The 17,048-nt window shown below is 65.2% G+C and carries 16 protein-coding genes and 1 tRNA gene; 9 read left to right on the plus strand and 8 right to left on the minus strand.

The window, feature by feature from the left end; all coding sequences use genetic code 11:
- Positions 1–63: 63 nt before the first annotated feature.
- A complete protein-coding gene (locus RJ527_05740) occupies positions 64–1,179 on the minus strand; it encodes a porin (GenBank protein WND77244.1) in 1,116 nt (371 codons plus the stop codon).
- A 424-nt stretch (positions 1,180–1,603) separates the two neighbouring features.
- On the opposite strand from RJ527_05740, the gene gor reads away from it, so the two are divergent.
- Entirely contained in the window at positions 1,604–2,986 is a 1,383-nt protein-coding gene (gor, locus tag RJ527_05745) for a glutathione-disulfide reductase (protein ID WND77245.1), read from the plus strand.
- 80 nt (positions 2,987–3,066) lie between these two features.
- Here gor and RJ527_05750 read toward each other — a convergent pair whose 3' ends face one another.
- The 4 genes from RJ527_05750 to RJ527_05765 all read right to left on the minus strand — a co-directional run bounded on the left by RJ527_05750 (position 3,067) and on the right by RJ527_05765 (position 7,662).
- Complete coding sequence (locus tag RJ527_05750; protein ID WND77246.1) at positions 3,067–4,260, minus strand: CaiB/BaiF CoA-transferase family protein; 1,194 nt, start codon at positions 4,258–4,260, stop codon at positions 3,067–3,069.
- A gap of 124 nt (positions 4,261–4,384) precedes the next feature.
- The gene (locus RJ527_05755) at positions 4,385–5,656 is read right to left on the minus strand and encodes an MFS transporter (GenBank protein ID WND77247.1); all 1,272 of its coding nucleotides are present in this window, start codon (positions 5,654–5,656) and stop codon (positions 4,385–4,387) included.
- Positions 5,657–5,749: 93 nt separating this feature from the next.
- Entirely contained in the window at positions 5,750–6,112 is a 363-nt protein-coding gene (locus RJ527_05760; protein WND77248.1) for an SMR family transporter, read from the minus strand.
- Entirely contained in the window at positions 6,109–7,662 is a 1,554-nt protein-coding gene (locus RJ527_05765; GenBank protein ID WND77249.1) for a hypothetical protein, read from the minus strand. Before RJ527_05765 ends, RJ527_05760 begins: the two co-directional genes overlap by 4 nt.
- Here RJ527_05765 and RJ527_05770 point away from each other — a divergent pair.
- Positions 7,573–8,721: a 2OG-Fe(II) oxygenase gene (locus RJ527_05770; GenBank protein ID WND77250.1), complete on the plus strand. Its 1,149-nt coding sequence runs from the start codon at positions 7,573–7,575 to the stop codon at positions 8,719–8,721. The genes RJ527_05765 and RJ527_05770 overlap by 90 nt on opposite strands.
- Positions 8,722–8,811: 90 nt before the next feature.
- On the opposite strand, the gene RJ527_05775 is transcribed toward RJ527_05770, so the two are convergent.
- Positions 8,812–8,888 (minus strand) — tRNA-Arg (locus RJ527_05775).
- 354 nt (positions 8,889–9,242) lie between these two features.
- On the opposite strand from RJ527_05775, the gene RJ527_05780 reads away from it, so the two are divergent.
- Positions 9,243–10,334 (plus strand): hypothetical protein, encoded by a 1,092-nt coding sequence (locus tag RJ527_05780; protein WND77251.1) that lies wholly within the window; start codon positions 9,243–9,245, stop codon positions 10,332–10,334.
- Positions 10,335–10,462: 128 nt separating this feature from the next.
- A complete protein-coding gene (gene gpt, locus RJ527_05785; protein WND77252.1) occupies positions 10,463–11,002 on the plus strand; it encodes a xanthine phosphoribosyltransferase in 540 nt (179 codons plus the stop codon).
- A 30-nt stretch (positions 11,003–11,032) separates the two neighbouring features.
- Here gpt and RJ527_05790 read toward each other — a convergent pair whose 3' ends face one another.
- Entirely contained in the window at positions 11,033–11,236 is a 204-nt protein-coding gene (locus RJ527_05790; protein ID WND77253.1) for a hypothetical protein, read from the minus strand.
- Between the two features lie 129 nt (positions 11,237–11,365).
- Between RJ527_05790 and RJ527_05795 the strand changes: the two genes are divergently transcribed.
- The 5 genes from RJ527_05795 to RJ527_05815 all read left to right on the plus strand — a co-directional run bounded on the left by RJ527_05795 (position 11,366) and on the right by RJ527_05815 (position 16,172).
- Positions 11,366–12,187 (plus strand): N-acyl homoserine lactonase family protein, encoded by an 822-nt coding sequence (locus RJ527_05795; protein WND77254.1) that lies wholly within the window; start codon positions 11,366–11,368, stop codon positions 12,185–12,187.
- An 11-nt stretch (positions 12,188–12,198) separates the two neighbouring features.
- A complete protein-coding gene (locus RJ527_05800) occupies positions 12,199–12,999 on the plus strand; it encodes an N-acyl homoserine lactonase family protein (GenBank protein WND77255.1) in 801 nt (266 codons plus the stop codon).
- Positions 12,989–14,194 carry an MFS transporter gene (locus RJ527_05805; protein ID WND77256.1) on the plus strand — a complete coding sequence of 402 codons (1,206 nt, stop codon included), beginning with the start codon at positions 12,989–12,991 and terminating at the stop codon, positions 14,192–14,194. The genes RJ527_05800 and RJ527_05805 overlap by 11 nt, the downstream gene beginning before the upstream one ends.
- Positions 14,195–14,308: 114 nt before the next feature.
- On the plus strand, positions 14,309–15,568 hold the full coding sequence (locus tag RJ527_05810; GenBank protein WND77257.1) for a D-amino acid dehydrogenase: 1,260 nt from the start codon (positions 14,309–14,311) through the stop codon (positions 15,566–15,568).
- 73 nt (positions 15,569–15,641) lie between these two features.
- Entirely contained in the window at positions 15,642–16,172 is a 531-nt protein-coding gene (locus RJ527_05815; protein ID WND77258.1) for a hypothetical protein, read from the plus strand.
- An 18-nt stretch (positions 16,173–16,190) separates the two neighbouring features.
- On the opposite strand, the gene panC is transcribed toward RJ527_05815, so the two are convergent.
- Positions 16,191–17,045 carry a pantoate--beta-alanine ligase gene (gene panC / locus RJ527_05820; protein ID WND77259.1) on the minus strand — a complete coding sequence of 285 codons (855 nt, stop codon included), beginning with the start codon at positions 17,043–17,045 and terminating at the stop codon, positions 16,191–16,193.
- Between the last annotated feature and the right edge of the window lie 3 nt (positions 17,046–17,048).

Consider the following 17,048-nt stretch of genomic DNA (forward strand, 5'->3'; position numbering starts at 1 on the left):
CCGTTTCCTTACTGAAAGCTCAACCGAGCGGCGGAGCGCCGAAACGCCCCGCCTTAAGCCCGATTAGAACTTAACCTGAGCACCGACCAGGAAGGTCACGATGCTGTCGAGGGCCGTCGTCGTACCGTCGACGTCCCACCACATCACGTTGCCGTAGATGTTCGTGCCGGCAGCTTTGATCTGCTGGTTGACGCCGAAGCCGAAGGCCTGACCGTCGATGCCGTCACCGGCGAGATCAGAGGTGCCTTCGAAGTGGACACCAACACCGGTGGCACCCAGCGAGTTCATGTTCGCCGTGTAGCCGACGGTGGCGGCATAGACCTTGTGGTCCTTGCCGGTGTCCTGATCGGCCGAGCCGTACAGACCGGTCAGGGAGATACCGCTGTCATGCTTCACGGAAGCGCCCAACTGCCATTGGCCACCCGCGCCGCCTTCACCCGAGAGGTTTTGATAGAAGGCACGACCGCGAACCTGGAGACCGCCCATCTTGCCGTCATACAGACCACCAACGCCCCAAGCACCTTCGGGCTGCAGTTCGACCTGACCACGGAAACCGCTCATGGAGGGGGTTTCGTACTGGATGGAGTCGAGACGGCCACCGTCAAGGGTGGTGAACACGCTGCGAATCTTGGTGGTGGACAGAGCAGCCGCCGTGTTGTCGTTGCGGAACAGCATGCCGCCGACGAGCAGGGAGGTGTCCATACCGGCGAAGGCGCCGGCAGCGTAGCCGAGGTCCAGGCCGTCGGACATGCCGTCGGAGATTTCCGACTGCTGACCCAGGGTCAGCTTACCGAACTGCTTGTGGGAGAAATAGACATTGGCCAGACGCTCGGAGAAGGAGCCGCCGCCAGCGGTTTCAGCCGTCTGGCTGATGGAACCCGGGTCGTTCGACTGCAATTCCACTTCCAGGCGGGCGCCGACGGAAACGGATTCGTTGACCTTGCCGGAAGCCTTCAGGCCGAAACGGGTGGAGCCGTTATCACCGTCCTGATGGCGGTAACCGGTTTCTTCACCGTCGTTGTAGAACATCATGTTGCGGTTGACCTGGCCGTAAACGGTAAGGTCGGTCGCATTGCCGTTCTTGATCGAACCGGCTTCGGCGGTGGTGGCAACCGGGGCGGCGAACGCGAAAAGCGCAGCGCCGGCGGCACCAACCATAAGGGTCTTTTTGAGGTTCATTCGTTTGCTCCTAAGATGAGATTCACTCTTACAAATCCACTTTGCCCTGGAACACTGTAGGACCACGCGTTGGCGATCCTGTTCAGGACGAGGGCAGTTTAGCGGCTCGTCCCTGTTTCAAAAGCAAAATCCGTCTCGACTGTAGATTTTTTGGAACAGTGTTGCGCGAATGCCACACATCGTTGAGGTTTGATGAAAATCAGGCGGTTGGGTGGAGGCGTTCCCGCATTCAGCCGCCACCGAATGGCTGCCGTTGCGTAAATGTCACGCCCCCTCACAAGCCCCCGAATCACCTCCCGAGACCACCGCATACAGTGTCTCGGCATCCTGCTGTACGGTTGAACACGGCGGCGAACATGGATTAGATGGGGGACGTCGGGCCGATACCGGATCCCGCATCCACCCACAAGCCGAAGGACGCCCCATGCCGCAATACGACTATGACCTGATCACCATCGGCGGGGGCTCCGGCGGGGTCCGCGCCTCGCGCTTCGCCGCCGCGACCTACGGCGTGAAGACCGCCGTGGTCGAAAACCTGCGCATCGGCGGCACCTGCGTCATGCGCGGCTGCGTGCCAAAGAAGCTTCTCGTCTACGCCGGCCATTTCGCCGAGGATTTCGAGGATGCGGCCGGTTACGGCTGGGATGTAGGCCCCCCCGCGTTCGACTGGCCACGGCTGATCGCCAACAAGAACAAGGAGTTGGACCGCCTGGAAGGCGTCTATCACCGCCTGTTGCGCGACGCCGGGGTGGATGAGTTGACCGGCACGGGCCGCGTCATCGACCCCCATACGGTCGAGATCGCCGGCCCCGACGGCACCCGGACCTGCACGGCCAAGTACATCCTGATCGCCACTGGCGGCTGGCCGTCCCTGCCGAATGTTCCCGGCATCGAACACGCCATCACCTCGAACGAGGCGCTCGACCTGGACCGCCTGCCCGGCAGCATCGCGATCGTCGGCGGCGGCTATATCGCCGTGGAATTCGCGGGCATCTTCAACGGCTTGGGCGCCGAGACCCATGTCATTATCCGGGCCGAGAACATCCTGCGCGGGTTCGATCCGGCGGTGCGCGACACCCTGCACGAGGAAATGGTCAAGAAAGGCGTCGCCATCCATCAGGAGACCATCGTCCAATCCATCGAGAAGACGGCATCGGGTTATTCCCTGCGTCTCAACGACGACGAGATCCTAGAGGTCGACGCCGTCATGTACGCCACCGGCCGCGCCCCCAACACCAAGGGCCTGGGTCTGGCCGAAGCCGGCGTCGCCCTGACCGCCAAGGGCGCGATCAAGGTCGACGACCATTTCAAGACCAGCGTCGACAGCATCTATGCGCTCGGCGACGTCATCGACCGGGTGCAGCTGACGCCGGTGGCCCTGGCCGAAGGCATGGCCGTGGCCCATACCCTGTTCGGCGGCAGGCCGACCACGGTCGACTACGCCAATATCCCGACCGCCGTGTTCTCGACCCCGCCCGTGGGCACCGTGGGCCTGACCGAGGACGAGGCCCGCAGGAACCACGACGTGGTCATCTTCCAGTCCCATTTCCGGCCCATGAAATACACCCTATCGGGCCGCGATGAGCGGACCATGATGAAGATGATCGTGGACAGGAAGACGGACCGTGTTCTGGGCTGTCACATGGTCGGCCTGGATGCGGCCGAGATGACCCAGGCGCTCGGCATCGCGCTCAAGGCCGGCGCGACCAAGGCGCATTTCGACGCCACCATCGGCATCCATCCGACGGCGGCCGAGGAATGGGTGACCATGCGCACGCCCCTGCGCGAGGCGGAAGCCGCCGAGTAGCCGGCCCCCCGCAACGAAAAACCGCCGCCGAAATGCCCGGCGGCGGTTTTCGTTATGTATGTCTTTCCGGCAAGCCCGCGTCAGATGATTTCGCGCGCCCTGAGGTCGGCGATCTCGTCGGCGCTGAGCCCCAGATCGCCCAGGATGGCGTCCGTGTGCTCGCCCTTTTCCGGCGGGCGGACGACCAGCTTGGAATCGGTGCGGCTCATGCGGATCGGCTGCGACATCATCTTGGTGCGGCCGAAGCAGACCGTGTCGCATTCCTCCGCGATGCCCAGGTGCTTGACCTGTTCGTCGGCGAACATGCCCGCCATGTCGTAGATCGGGCCCGTGGGCACGCCCGCCTCGTTCAAGGCGTCGACCCAATCGGCGCTGGTCCGATCCTTGGTCTTTTCGGCGATCAGGGCATTCAGGGCATGGCGGTTCTTGGACCGCTTCTCGGGCCCGTTGAAGCGCTCGTCCTCGCACCATTCCGGCGTGCCCAACACGTCGCACAGCCGCGCCCAAATGCGTTCCCCTGCGGCGGCGATGTTGATATGGCCGTCCTTGGTCGGGAACACGCCCGTGGGAATCGAGGTCGGATGGTCATTGCCGGCCTGGCCGGGCACCTCGCCCTCCATGAGATAGCGGGCACCCTGGAAATCGAGCATGAAGGCCATGGCCTGCAACAGCGACGAGGTCACCCACTGGCCCTTGCCGGATTTCTCGCGCTCGATGATCGCGATCAGCACGCCCATGGCGCAGAACAGCCCGCCGGTCAGGTCGGCGATGGGAATGCCGACGCGCATGGGGCCGCGGCCCGGCTCGCCGGTGATCGACATCAGCCCGCCCATGCCCTGGGCGATCTGATCGAAGCCGGGACGCTTGTCATAGGGGCCGTCCTGGCCGAAGCCGGAGATCGAGCCCAGGATGATGCGCGGATTGACGGCCTTGAGGGCCTCGTAGCCGATGCCGAGCTTGTCCTTCACGTCGGGGCGGAAGTTCTCGATCACCACGTCGGCGCCCTCGACCAGGCGGAGGAACAGCTTGCGCCCTTCCTCTTCCTTGAGGTTGAGGGTCAGGGACCGCTTGTTGCGCTGCAGGTTCTGGAAATCGGCCGTGTGGCGCTTGGCGCCCAGGGTACCGTCGGGTTCGATGCTTTCGGGCAATTCGACCTTGATGACGTCGGCGCCCCAGTCCGCGAGCTGACGGACGCAGGTGGGCCCCGATCGGACGCGGGTCAGGTCGAGAACCTTGATGTGGTCGAGCGCGGTCGACGCGGCGGTATGTACCATGTGTTTCCTCTCCAAAGGCGGCGTGGCCCGGTTCTTTATCGCCCAGGCCTTGTATACAATTTCGATCTGTCGTTATCGGAATTTCCGGGGCCCAGGTCAATCGCCGCGCGGCCCTGCCGCCGCGTCAGCCGCCCTTGTTGGCTTCCCCCTCGCCCTCGTCACCCGGGTCCGCGTCCAGCCCGCGGGGATCGATGGTGATGACTTCGGGCGAGGCGCGGGGCACATGCACGAAATCCTCCTTGTTCTCGGGCAAGACGCCGGCGCGGCGCTGCATCCGATAGAAGGCGAAGCCGGCGGTCAGGAAATGGATCGCCGCCGAATAGGCGAAGAAGGAATTGGGACCCGCTACCTCGACCACCGCCGATGCCAGCATCGGCCCGACGACGGCGCCGACGGAAAACACCAGGATCAGGGTCGAGGCGATTTCGACAAAGTCCTCGGGTTCGGCCTGGTCGTTGGCATGGGCAATGGCGATGGCATAAAGAGCGAAGGTAAAACCGCCGTAAACGAAGGCGAACGCGTACATGGCCGCGCGCGACAGATCGCCGAACGCCATCAAGGCGAGGGCGCTGATACCGCCGCCGACGCAGATCACGATGATCACCCAGCGCCGGTCGATCAGATCCGACCACCGCCCGAGCGGCCATTGGAAGACCGCGCCGCCGATGATCAGCAGGCTCATGAACAGGGACAGTTCCGCGACCGACGTCAGGGCGCTTTGCGCGAACAGGGGTACAATGGTCCATACCGCGCCGTTGACCAGCCCGACGGTCAGGCAGGCGATCACGCCGACGGGGGAAATAGCATAGACGCGAGGGATGCGGATGCGCACCTGCTGCAACGGCTGCGGCGCCGTGGTGCGCGTCAGCGCCACCGGCACCAGGGCGATGGAGACCAGCACGGAGGCGACCACGAACAGCTCGAACCCGGCGGGGTCGTACAGGTTCAGCAGAACCTGGCCGACGGTCACGGCCCCCAGGTTGACGATCTGATAGAAGGACAGGATGCGCCCGCGGTGTTCCTTGCCGGCACGCTCGTTGATCCAGCTTTCCATGACCATGTAGAGCCCGCACAGACAGGCCCCGGTGATGAAGCGCAACCCCCACCAGGAGACCGGATCGACCCAAACGACGTGCATGAGCTGCGCCGCCGAGGCGACCGTGCCGAACACGGTGAAGGAGCGAATGTGCCCGACCCGCGCGACGACGCGGGGAGCGAAGAAGCAGGACAGGATGTAGCCCATGTAGAAGGCAGCCCCCATGACGCCGATGGCGAAGGGGGAAAAGCCCTCGATGCCCGCGCGCACGGGCAGCAGGGTGCCCTGAAGCCCGTTGCCGGCCAGCAGGATGCCGAAACTGAGGAACAGGGCGGCGACGGGGATCAGAATGGCGACCATGTCGTTTCTTCCGTTTCCTTGTGCCTGAGGGAACCCGCGGGAGCCTCCAGCGACGATCAGGCCGCACCCGCATACGATCTTTCGAGGCGGCGATCAGCCGTTGAAGGGGCTGCCGACACCACCGGCCAATATAATGCCCAGGACGATCATCCCCGTGCCGACCCATTGCGTCGCGGAAAGATGTTCACCGAACAAGAACACACCGGCAAGCGGCACCAGGATGAAGCCCAGCGCAATGAACGGATAGGCCGTGGACAGGGGCATTGTGCGCAGCAACGTCACCCAGATGAACGTGGCGACGCCGTAGATTGCAAAAGCGCCGAGCAGCCATTTATTCGTGAACGACTGGAAAATGCTGTCCAGGCCGGCGCCCGAAAGAGCCGCCTTTTTGAAGCAGATCTGCCCGGCAACGATCATCAGCAGGAAACCGGCGAGCTTGAGATAGGCCATCATCATTGTTTCCTCATTCGGCGCAGGCGGTCCACGCCATGCGTGACCAAGTGAACGATGACTGTGGCGCCGCTGAGCGCGAACACGGCGATTAGAGGCTCGTTGTAGCGAACCACGTTGACGGACACAAACGCGTAAAGCCCCAACATGAAATAGGGCGGCAGGCAAAACACCAGGAACGGGCCCGCACGGCCGCGGCGGGCAAGGATCCAGACACAGGCCGGCAAAAGGATGAACCCGACCAGGCTGGCGTAGTTGCCGACCCATTGGCCGCGCAAGGCAAGCGATATCGTGACCGCCAGATGCTTGCCCAGATCGCGCCACACGTATTCCCTCAGCAGATAACCGAGCGGATTGTCCTGTGCCCCGGAAGCGGCCCGCACATCGAGAAAGAACTGGCCGCGCCCCATCATGTAGAAGGAGTCCGGATGGTACCAGGACAGCCGCCGGACCTGTTCTTCGGAAAACAGCGCCGTCGCCAGATTGTCCCCGAAATCAGGCAACCAGTAGATCAAGCTGATCGCCCATTCCCGCCATGTCATAAGATTATAGGGCAACCGTTCAATCAGCACTTTTGGGCCGTATCCGCCGCTGATGCCGGCAAGATCGAAGCCGACATAGTTCCTGATCCACCAGGGCGCCAGGATCGCGGCCGCCCCGGCGGCGAAGCACGCGGCGGCGGCGGCGGCGTCAGTCCACGCCCGGCCGCGCCCAAAGCGCCACCACAGAACGATCACCGGCACCATGAAGTAAAGAAGGTACACATAGGAGGCCCGCGTGAGCGCCGCGCCGGCGAGCGCCGCGCCGGCCAAGACGGCATCGCGCCGCGCGGGGGCCGGGTCGGACAGGAGCCGGGCCAGCATCCAGGCGAACAGCGCGACAAAGAAGAAGGTCGGGATTTCCGTCAGGATCAGCCCGGCGTAATGGGTAAAACACTTGGTCGCCAGCACGATCGCCAGCGTCAGCCAGGCGATGCTTGCATCCCCGGCAAGCCGGCGCGCGGCCAGGAAGACAAAAAACACCGTGAACGCGGCGAGGACGGCTTGAACAACGAACAACGCCGTCAATCCGCTGAGGTCGCAGACGGCGCCGTCCCGGGAGACGCATGTCAGAGCCCGCGCGAGGTCCGCGTCGAAAAATGCCAGCACGCCGGCAAACATTGGGTAGACCGGGCCGAAAAACGTTCCCAGGATTTCATTCACCCGCCCCCAGTCCGTCGCCATGGCCTCGGCCAGCGACGCCGCCATGCCGGCGTACTGCATGGCGTCGGCGACCGGGCGGGTATAGGGGGGAGCCAAGGTCTGAAACAGGGCGGCGGTCAGGCAGACGGCGAGTGCCAGGGCCGCCTGGGCGCGGTCCTGATGCAACAAGCGGGCATATGCCGAAACGGTTTGCACGTCGATCACCTTGGGTTGTCCGGGACGGCCGATCCGGCCCGCGCGACTTGTATTCACCCGGCAAGAACGATGCAACCGGCCGGCACGCAAGCGAATGTTGTCGAACACCGTTTCTTCGCTATCATTGCCGCCGCACGCCGCACAAGGGAGGATATCCACATCAAAGCAGCACCCACCCTGTTCGACCCCCCTGCCCGCCCGCGATATGCGCCGGGGGATCACACACCCCTGTTCGCCTGCCGCGATTCCGACGGCCGGACCTTCGAATTCTATTCCGCCGTCACCGGCGCGCCGACGATCCTGCTGTTCGCCGGCGGCCAGGGCCTTGCGGACATGACGGCGGGCGGGCTCGACCCGGCCGCCCTTGCCGCCGGCGGCGCCCAGGTCGTGACCCTGGTGCCCGGCGACACCACCGTGGCGGCGGCGCAAAAGGAAGCCTCCGGCTGGCCGCACCGGGTGATGGCCGACCCCGGGTCCGAGATCACCAATGGGTTCGCGGGGCTGTCCGGCGTCGCGGCGCCGGCGGTTTATGTGCTCGACCCCAATCAGCGCCTGATCGGCGTGCGCGGGCTCGGCGGCGGGGCCGGGGGCCTGGAGGGCTGGCTCGCCGAGATGCTGGCCCAGGCGCGGCACGGCCGCGACCAGGCCGTGGTCCAGCGCGCGGCCCCGGCGCTGCTTGTGCCCCGTGCGCTGGAACCCGAGGACTGCGCCTGGCTGATCGGCCTGTGGCACAACGGGGAGCGCGACGATGGCACGGTCGCCGTGGGATCGTCGGCCGGCGGCGGCGTGCAGGTGGTGCCGACGACCAAGCGGCGCGAGGACTATTACATGCATGACAAGGCGCTGGAGCAGAAACTGCTGAACCGGCTGATGCCGCGCCTGGTGCCTGAGATATCCAAGGCCTTCCATTTCGAGGGCTATACGGTCGAGACCTTCAAGATCGGCTGTTACAAGGCCGAGAAGGCGGGCTTCTTCACGGTCCACCGCGACGACACCAGCCCGGCGACCAAACACCGCAAGTTCGCCGTGACGCTCAACCTGAACACGGGCGACTACGAAGGCGGCGATTTGCGCTTTCCCGAATACGGGCCGGAACTGTACCGCCCGGAAAAAGGGGCTGCGGTCGTGTTCTCCTGCTCCCTGCTGCACGAGGTCCTGCCCGTGACCAAGGGCCACCGCTTCGTGCTGCTGACCTTCCTGAACGTGCCGGTGCAATAACCACGGCCCGATCACGCATCGGCGAGGCCCGCCCGGAAGCGGACCTTTTTCTGGGAAGTTGTCGATAGTTTTCGGGGGAAAACGGGGAAATGGCGCGCCCGGGAAGATTCGAACTCCCAACCTCCTGATCCGTAGTCAGACGCTCTATCCAGTTGAGCTACGGGCGCTTGTGACTGGGCCCCGAGGGGCCCCCGCCAGGAAGGAGCCGGACACTACTCCAGCACTTCTCCGTTTGCAAGCGCTAGGAGCCGTCCCCGATTAACGGTCGTCAAACGCCGAATCTTCGTATTAAAATAGGAACTTGTGGTGCTCCGGGCCATTGAGTACACTCGCCCGGAAACTGAGGGGTGGGGTATGTTTTCGTACATACCCGCTGGGGATTTAAAAACAACTCCGGTTTGTTATCGGAGAAGAACCAAGGGCTCGCGGACGAGATGGGTTTTCCGAAACTGAGAGTTCTTTTGGCGGGGGCCGTGATTTTCACGGGGGCATGTTCATTCGACGAGGACCTGTGGCCCTCGTTGAGCGCATCCGAGCCTTCCGCCAAAACAACGACAGAGACCGCGCAACCGGAAGCGGCGTCGCCGCAAACGGCCGGCGCGCAAGACGCCGGATCGCAGCAGACGGCCGTTTTGGCCGCCAATCAGCCTGCCCTGGGTTCGACCAAATTCGTGCCGACCGGCGTGACGCCGGGCGACGCGACCGGAACCTTCGTCGGCAAGAAGGTCCAGGAACTGCGCGACGAGTTGCAGAAGCTGCAAAGCTCGATCCTGCAACATAATGAACAGCTTCAGTCCGTGCGCTCGCGCATCGTCGAAAGCTCGCAGCAGTACCACGGCACCATCGCCGCCGTTAAATCCCGCCTGCAGGTCGGCACGACCCGCGGCAACCCGGTTCTGGTACAACAGTTCAACACGGCGCAGCAGGACCTGAATCGCCTCAGCCAGGACATCGGCGAAATGAACAAGCTGTCCACCGGCGTGGCCAGCGATTCCACCCTGGCCTCGTTCCTGACGGAAAGCGTGCGCGCCGCCTTCAAGGTGTCCGGCGCCGTCGACGAGGACCACCGCCAGCTTGCCATTCTCGAGGACGAGGTCGACCAGACCGTCGTCCTGATCGACCGCCTGCACCGCGAAGTGACCGAGGACGTGCGCCGCCAGTCGACCTGGATCGGCGCCGAACAGCGCAATCTGGTGCAGATCTCGGCCGGCATCCGCCAGGGCGAATCGCTCGGCTCGTCCCTGCTTGACGCCGCCGTCACCGGCCGCGGCCCGAGCGCCAATCAGGTTGCCGCCCCCGCCGATACATCGGGCCGCCGCCCCCTGGTGGTGATCCGCTTCGACCGGCCGAACGTGCCTTATCAGCAGGCCCTGTACACGGCCGTCAGCCGCGCCCTTGAAACCCACCCGGCCGCGGTGTTCGACCTGGTTGCGGTGGCGCCCTCGGCCGGTGGCGCCGCGCGCGTCGCGATCAACACGAACAAGGCCAAGCGCCACGCCGAAGACGTCAAGCGCTCGCTGGTGGAAATGGGCCTGCCGCCGACGCGGGTGGCGGTGTCCGCCAAGACCCTGGCGGCCGCCAAGACAAACGAAGTTCACTTGTACGTTCGCTAAACCACGACATTCACTGCAAATCCGGATAACCGGCGTCAGCGTGGGCGCCGGTTTTTCCGTTTCTGGGCCCCGTTTTTCGGGAACCTCCGCCCTTGGGAAATGCCGGCGGCCCCGTTAGTATTCCCGCCATGACAGCCCCCTCGCCGCCGGAACGCCCCCCTGAACGCATCGTCACCTGGGCCGAAGTCCATGCGGACTCGCGCGCCCTTGCTGGCCGTCTGCTGAGCACGCCGCCTCCCGGCCGCTGGGCGAGCCCGTGGAAAGGCATCGTCGCGATCACCCGGGGCGGCATGGTGCCGGCCGCCGTCCTGGCCCGTGAAATGGGCATCCGCCTGATCGATACCCTGGCCATCGCCAGTTATGACGTCAAAACCCAAGGCCGGGTGCGGCTGCTCAAGACGCCGGAGGCCGCCGCCGCCGACAAAGGGACGGGATGGCTGCTGGTCGACGATCTGGTGGATACGGGGGCGACGGCGCGGGCGGCGCGGGACCTGTTGCCGGACGCCCTGTTCGTTACGCTATACGCCAAGCCCGCCGCCCGCGACTTGCCGGACATTTTCATTCACGAGGTGGCGCAGGACACCTGGGTGCATTTTCCTTGGGACACGGAAGCCCACGACGGAGCGCTTGCCTATGCCCCGCCGCTGGCCGGGCGGGAAACGCCCTGACAGAACGCCCGCGCGGGGATCACGCCGCCGTCACGCCTTGGGCGCCATGCCCTCGACGTCTTCGGCCAGTCGCCGTTCCAGATCGACAAGGTCCGACGGCAACTCCGCGCCCGTGGCGCGCAATTGGTCGAGAAGCTCCAGAAGCCGCAGGTGAACCTCGTGCAGGTCCTCCGGCTGTTCTTCCATTTCGGTCATCGCCATGTTGATGGCGGCGAGAAGTTCGTTGCTATCCATGCCAGGACTTTAGCACCGTCCGGGACGAACCGCTATTGACCTGCATCAAGAGAATGCGGCGCCAGCGGTGAGGGCTTGCGAGGCTCAGGGACCCAGCCTAGGCTTCTCATCAAGAGGAGACATCAAAAAATGACCAACCCCGCCGAAACCTACAAGCTGTACGCCATCAAGTACGGCACCCACGATCCCCGCCCCCAGTCCCAGAACTTCATGCAGCCGCCGGACCCGCATGACGCGCCCTACCCCATCGACTATTTCGTCTGGGCCTGCGTTTCCGAAAACCGCACCGTGGTCGTCGACACGGGCTTCAACGAGAAATCCGGCTGCGGGCGCGGCCGCACCATGTTCCGCTGCCCGGTGGACAGCCTGAAACTGGTCGGCGTCGACCCGGCCGAGGTCACGGACGTGGTGGTCACCCACATGCATTACGACCACGGCGGCAACTTCGACAAGTTCCCCAAGGCGACCTTCCACATCCAGGACCGGGAGATGTCCTACATCACCGGACGCTACATGCGCTATCCGGTGCTGCGCAATTCCTTCGACCCGGACGACGTCTGCCAATTGGTGCGCGAGCTTTATCAGGACCGGGTCGAATTCCACGACGGCGACGAGGAACTGTTTCCCGGCCTGACCCTGCACCATGTCGGCGGCCATACCCAGGGCATGCAGTTCGTGCGGGCCTGGACCGAGCGCGGCTGGGTCGTGCTCGCGTCCGACGCCATGCACCTGTTCGCCAACTGGCGGCACAAAAACCCGTTCCCCACGGTTCTGCACATCGGCGACATGCTGGAAGGCCACAAGAAGGTCGCCCGTCTGGCGGACAGCCCGGACCACGTGGTTCCCGGTCACGACCCCCTGGTGATGGAGATGTATCCGGCGCCCTCCGCCGATCTTGAAGGCGTCGTGGTGCGGGTCGACGTCGCACCCTTGAAACCGACGCCGGCGTGAGGGCCCCGCCCATGACCGAGATCTACAAGCTGTACGCCATCAAGTACGGCACCCATGCGCGGACGGCGGCGCGCAACTTCATGAACCCGCCCGACCCCCATGACGCGCCCTATCCCATCGACTATTACGTCTGGGCCTGCGTGTCGGAAAACCGGGCCGTCGTCGTCGACACGGGCTTCACGAAGGACGCCGCCGAAAGCCGGGGCCGCACCTGGCACCGCTGCCCGGTGGACAGCCTGAAACTGATCGGCGTCGATGCGGCCGAGGTCACGGATGTGGTCATCACCCACATGCACTACGACCACGGCGGCAACCTGGACCGCTTTCCCAAGGCGACCTTCCATATCCAGGACCGGGAAATGGCTTTCGCCACCGGGCGCTACATGCGCTACCCGACGTTGCGCCATTCCTACGACATCGACGACGTCTGCGGCCTGGTCCGCGAACTGTACAAAGACCGGGTCGAGTTCCACGACGGCGACACGGACCTGTTTCCCGGCCTGACCCTGCATCACGTCGGCGGTCATACCCAGGGCATGATGTTCGTGCGGGCCTGGACGGGCCGCGGCTGGGTCGTGTTGGCGTCGGACGCCATGCATCTTTACGCCAACTGGCTGGACCGAAACCCCTATCCCACGGTGGTCCATATCGGCGACATGCTGGAAGGCCACCGCAAGGTCGCGCGCCTTGCGGAAAGCCCCGACCATGTCGTGCCCGGCCACGATCCGCGCGTCATGGACCGCTATCCGGCGCCGTCGGACGGCCTGAAGGGCATCGTCGCGCGCCTGGACCTGCCGCCCCATGGAACATAAGGATGAGGAAAAGACCCGCCGCCGCGCGACCCTGGCATCCTGCTGCGCGGCGCACAGCCTGCAGGACGGCCTGACCGACCTGCTGTATGTCCTGCTGCCCGTGCTGGCGCAGTCGTTCGGCCTGACCTATGCCCAGGTCGGCATCATCCGCGCCGCCAACCGCGCCGCCATGACGGCCTTCGAATTGCCGTCGGGCATGCTGTCGGAACGCATTGGCGAACGCATTCCCATCGCCTTCGGCCTGCTGGCCGCGGGGGCGGGCTACATCGCCCTGGCCTGGGCCGACGGTTTCACGGCCGTGGTCGTCGTTCTTCTGTTCGCCGGGATCGGCGGCGGTTTTCAGCACACATTGTGCTCGACCCTGGTCAGCACCGTGTTCGGCAACCGGGGCCGACGCGCGGCGCTGGGCACCTACAACTCCTTCGGCGACGTGGGCAAGCTGACCTTCGCCGGGCTGTTCACCCTGTCGATCGGCGCGGGCGTCGCCTGGCAGGACATGACGCTGGCCTTTGGCGCGGCCACCATGGCGGCCGGGCTGGTGATCTTCGCCGTGCTGGGCCGCGCCGGCGCGGGCATGGGCCCGAAACCCGCCGAAGGAAACGGCGGCCAGGGCCTGCTGGGCGGCTGGGGCATCCGCGACAAGGGAGCCTTCGCGGCGCTGTGCGCCATCGTGCTGCTCGATACGGTGGTGCAGGGCGGGTTCCTTACCTTCGTCGCCTTCCTGATGATCGAGAAGGAGGTGCCGACGGCGCTCGGCGCCTTCGCCGTGGTGCTGACCCTTGCCGGCGGCGCCTTCGGCAAGTTCGGCTGCGGGTTCCTGGCGGAAAAGCTGGGCGCCGTCCGCTCCCTGGTGCTGGTCGAGATTCTGACCGCCCTGGGCATCGTCGCCGTCCTGCTGCTGCCGACCCTGCCGGCCTATTTCCTGCTGCCGGTGCTGGGCATGGTGCTGCAAGGCAGTTCGTCCGTCACCTACGGCGCCGTGGGCGACCTGATCGAGCCCGAGCGCCAGGCGCGCGGGTTCGCGGTGATCTATTCCATCGCCACGGCCTCGATGATTTTGGGCCCCATGGCCTTCGGCGTCGTCGGCGATACCTACGGCCTGACCACGGCCATGCTGGCGATGGCGGCGACCATCCTGCTGCCCCTGCCGCTCTGCCTGATCATGCGCCGCGCCATCGCCGCCCATTACGCCTGATTCCCTGACCCGCCGGTGGACCTGGCGCCGGAGAAATAATAGCGTTGGCCGTATGATGTCCGGGCGACAACGACTAATCATCGTGTTTGAACGGTAGAGGCAGGGGTCATCACCATGAGGGTCATCGTCCTGGGTGCCGGCGTCATCGGCGTTACCACGGCCTATTACCTGGCCAAGCAAGGCGCCGAGGTTCTGGTCCTCGACCGCCAGCCCGGTCCCGGCATGGAAACCAGCTTCGCCAACGCGGGCGAACTGTCCTACGGCATGACCTCGCCCTGGGCGGCGCCGGGGGTGCCGCTGAAGGCCATCAAGTGGATCTTGATGAAATACCGGCCCCTGATCCTGCATCCGCTGATCAGCCCGACCATGTGGGGCTGGTGCACGCGCCTGGTAATGAACTGCAACGCGCGCGACTACCGGATCAACAAAAGCCGCATGGTGCGCGTCTCCAACTACAGCCGCGACGCACTGACCGATCTGATGGCCGACCTGCCGGACCTGCGGTTCGATCAGCGCGAAATGGGCACCTTGCAATTGTTCCGCACGGACAAGCAGGTCAAGGCCTCCGCCGCCGATCAGGAGGTCCTGGCCGAGTTCGGCTCGCCCTTCGAAGTTCTCGACCGCGACGGCTGCGTCGCCGCCGAACCGGGCCTGGCCCATGTCGCGGACAAATTCGTCGGCGGCCTGCGCATGACCGCCGACCGCACCGGCGATTGCCGCATGTTCACCATGGCGCTTGCCGAGGAAGCCGCCAAACTGGGCGTGACCTTCCGCTACGGGGTGACCATCCGGGGCCTTGCCCCGGACCGCATGCGGATCGCCGGCGTCGACACCACGGATGGCCGCGAGACCGCCGACCGCTACGTCTGCGCCCTCGGCCCCTACGCACCGATTGTCCTGAAATCCGTCGGCATCAAGGTGCCGATCTATCCGATCAAGGGCTATTCCATCACCCTGCCCGTCACCGATGCGGACGCCGCGCCCCGATCGACCATCATGGACGAAACCCACAAGGTCGCGATCACCCGCCTGGGCGACCGCATCCGGGTCGCCGGACAGGCGGAGATCATCGGTTACGACAAGCATCTGGGGTCGCATGCGACCGATACCGTGCGCCACGTCGTCACGGACCTGTTCCCCAAAGGCGGCGACGTGTCGCGGGCCGAGGGCTGGACAGGTCTGCGCCCCATGACGCCGGACGGCACGCCGGTCATCGGCCCGACGGTCTATGACAACCTGTTCATCAACTCGGGCCATGGCACCCTGGGCTGGACCATGTCCGCCGGTTCGGGGCGTCTGGCCGCCGACCTGGTGCTGGGCCGGCCGCCGGAAATTTCCATCGACGGCCTGACGGCGGCCCGGTACGGGCAATAACCGGCGGTTTCCGGAGACGACCTGTCCATTGGTCTATCTTTCGACCAGAGGGCAAAAACACTATAGTAATTGAATGATCGAGAGCTCCCTGGGCCGGCTTCCTGAAGAGGCCGCATTTCCCGTTGTCCGGCACGAAGGCGACATCGCCCTGTGCCGCTCTCCCGTTTGTCTGGAGCTGATCCGTTATTGGCAGGGCCTTGCCGCGCAAAAGGGCGGACGCCCCGAATGGGGTCAGGTCCGGCTGATCGATCTGTACAAGATCGCCACCTTCCTGGCCGTCAAGGACGTGATCGACGACGGCGCCGATTTCCGCAACCGCTTCTGGGGCACCGGCCTGACCGACGCCCTCGGCTTCGAAGGAACCGACAAGCGGGTCAGCGCCTATGAACCCGCCAGCATGCGCGACGCGGTCCATCGGCGTTATTCCCGCATCATCCGCACGGGCGAGCCGGAAATGGTCCGCGGCTACATCACCAGCATGCCGGAACACGACCATCTGCCCTTCGAGCTTGTCCACCTGCCCCTGTGGGGCGAGCGGCCGGGCGTGCGGCACATCATCTCGGCCTATCAGTTCGATTTCATCGCGGCGGGTGACGACGACTGACGCGGCCGCCAGCCTGCGTCACACCGCCACGTTGTCGATCAGCCGCGCCTTGCCCAGCCAGGCGGCGGCCAGCACGCGGGCGGGCCTTGAGGCGTCGGGCACTTCGTCCAGGGTCGCGGCATCGCGCACGGTGACGTAATCGACCTGCCAGAAACCGGCGCGTTCCAACTGCTCCTTGGCCCAGGCCTCTTGAACCCGCGGGTCCTCCCCGCGGCCGACCTGTTCGGCGACCTGGGCGAGGGTGCCGTGCAGCACCGGCGCGGTGGCGCGTTCGGCCGGGGTCAGATAGGCGTTGCGCGACGACAGCGCCAGGCCGTCGGCCTCGCGTACGGTCTGCACCCCCGTGGCGGTGACGGGAATGTCGAGATCGCGGATCAGCTTCTTGATGACCTGAAGCTGCTGATAGTCCTTCTCCCCGAAAAACGCCTCGTCGGGCAGGGCCTGCAACAGAAGCTTGGTCACCACCGTGGCGACGCCGGTGAAGAAGCCGGGGCGGTGTTCGCCTTCCAGCACGTCGCCCAGCCCGCCGACATGAACCTTGGTCGAATGGCCGCCGGGATAGACTTCCTCGACCCCGGGGGCGAACAGAAGGTCGGCGCCCTCGGCAGCGACCAGGGCCGCGTCGCGGGCTTCGTCGCGGGGATAGACGGAGAAATCCTCCTTGGGCCCGAACTGGGTCGGATTGACGAACAGGGTCACCACCGTCTTGTCGCATGACGCGACGGAATTCTTGACCAGCGACACATGGCCCGCGTGCAGCGCCCCCATGGTCGGCACCAGGCCGATACGCAGGCCGTCGGCGCGCCACGCCGTGACGCGGGCGCGCAGATCGTCGATTGTGCGGACGGTGTCGAGCGGTGATGCCGCGCCCATGGC

Source organism: Thalassospiraceae bacterium LMO-SO8 (assembly GCA_031655335.1).
Taxonomy (GTDB): Bacteria; Pseudomonadota; Alphaproteobacteria; order Rhodospirillales; family Casp-alpha2; genus UBA1479.

Coding starts and splice junctions, on each gene's coding strand:
- RJ527_05740 (WND77244.1), bottom strand. CDS start 1,179: ATGAACCTCAAAAAGACCCTTATGGTTGGTGCCGCCGGCGCTGCGCTT.
- gor (WND77245.1), top strand. CDS start 1,604: ATGCCGCAATACGACTATGACCTGATCACCATCGGCGGGGGCTCCGGC.
- RJ527_05750 (WND77246.1), bottom strand. CDS start 4,260: ATGGTACATACCGCCGCGTCGACCGCGCTCGACCACATCAAGGTTCTC.
- RJ527_05755 (WND77247.1), bottom strand. CDS start 5,656: ATGGTCGCCATTCTGATCCCCGTCGCCGCCCTGTTCCTCAGTTTCGGC.
- RJ527_05760 (WND77248.1), bottom strand. CDS start 6,112: ATGATGATGGCCTATCTCAAGCTCGCCGGTTTCCTGCTGATGATCGTT.
- RJ527_05770 (WND77250.1), top strand. CDS start 7,573: ATGCAACCGGCCGGCACGCAAGCGAATGTTGTCGAACACCGTTTCTTC.
- gpt (WND77252.1), top strand. CDS start 10,463: ATGACAGCCCCCTCGCCGCCGGAACGCCCCCCTGAACGCATCGTCACC.
- RJ527_05790 (WND77253.1), bottom strand. CDS start 11,236: ATGGATAGCAACGAACTTCTCGCCGCCATCAACATGGCGATGACCGAA.
- RJ527_05795 (WND77254.1), top strand. CDS start 11,366: ATGACCAACCCCGCCGAAACCTACAAGCTGTACGCCATCAAGTACGGC.
- RJ527_05800 (WND77255.1), top strand. CDS start 12,199: ATGACCGAGATCTACAAGCTGTACGCCATCAAGTACGGCACCCATGCG.
- RJ527_05805 (WND77256.1), top strand. CDS start 12,989: ATGGAACATAAGGATGAGGAAAAGACCCGCCGCCGCGCGACCCTGGCA.
- RJ527_05810 (WND77257.1), top strand. CDS start 14,309: ATGAGGGTCATCGTCCTGGGTGCCGGCGTCATCGGCGTTACCACGGCC.
- RJ527_05815 (WND77258.1), top strand. CDS start 15,642: ATGATCGAGAGCTCCCTGGGCCGGCTTCCTGAAGAGGCCGCATTTCCC.
- panC (WND77259.1), bottom strand. CDS start 17,045: ATGGGCGCGGCATCACCGCTCGACACCGTCCGCACAATCGACGATCTG.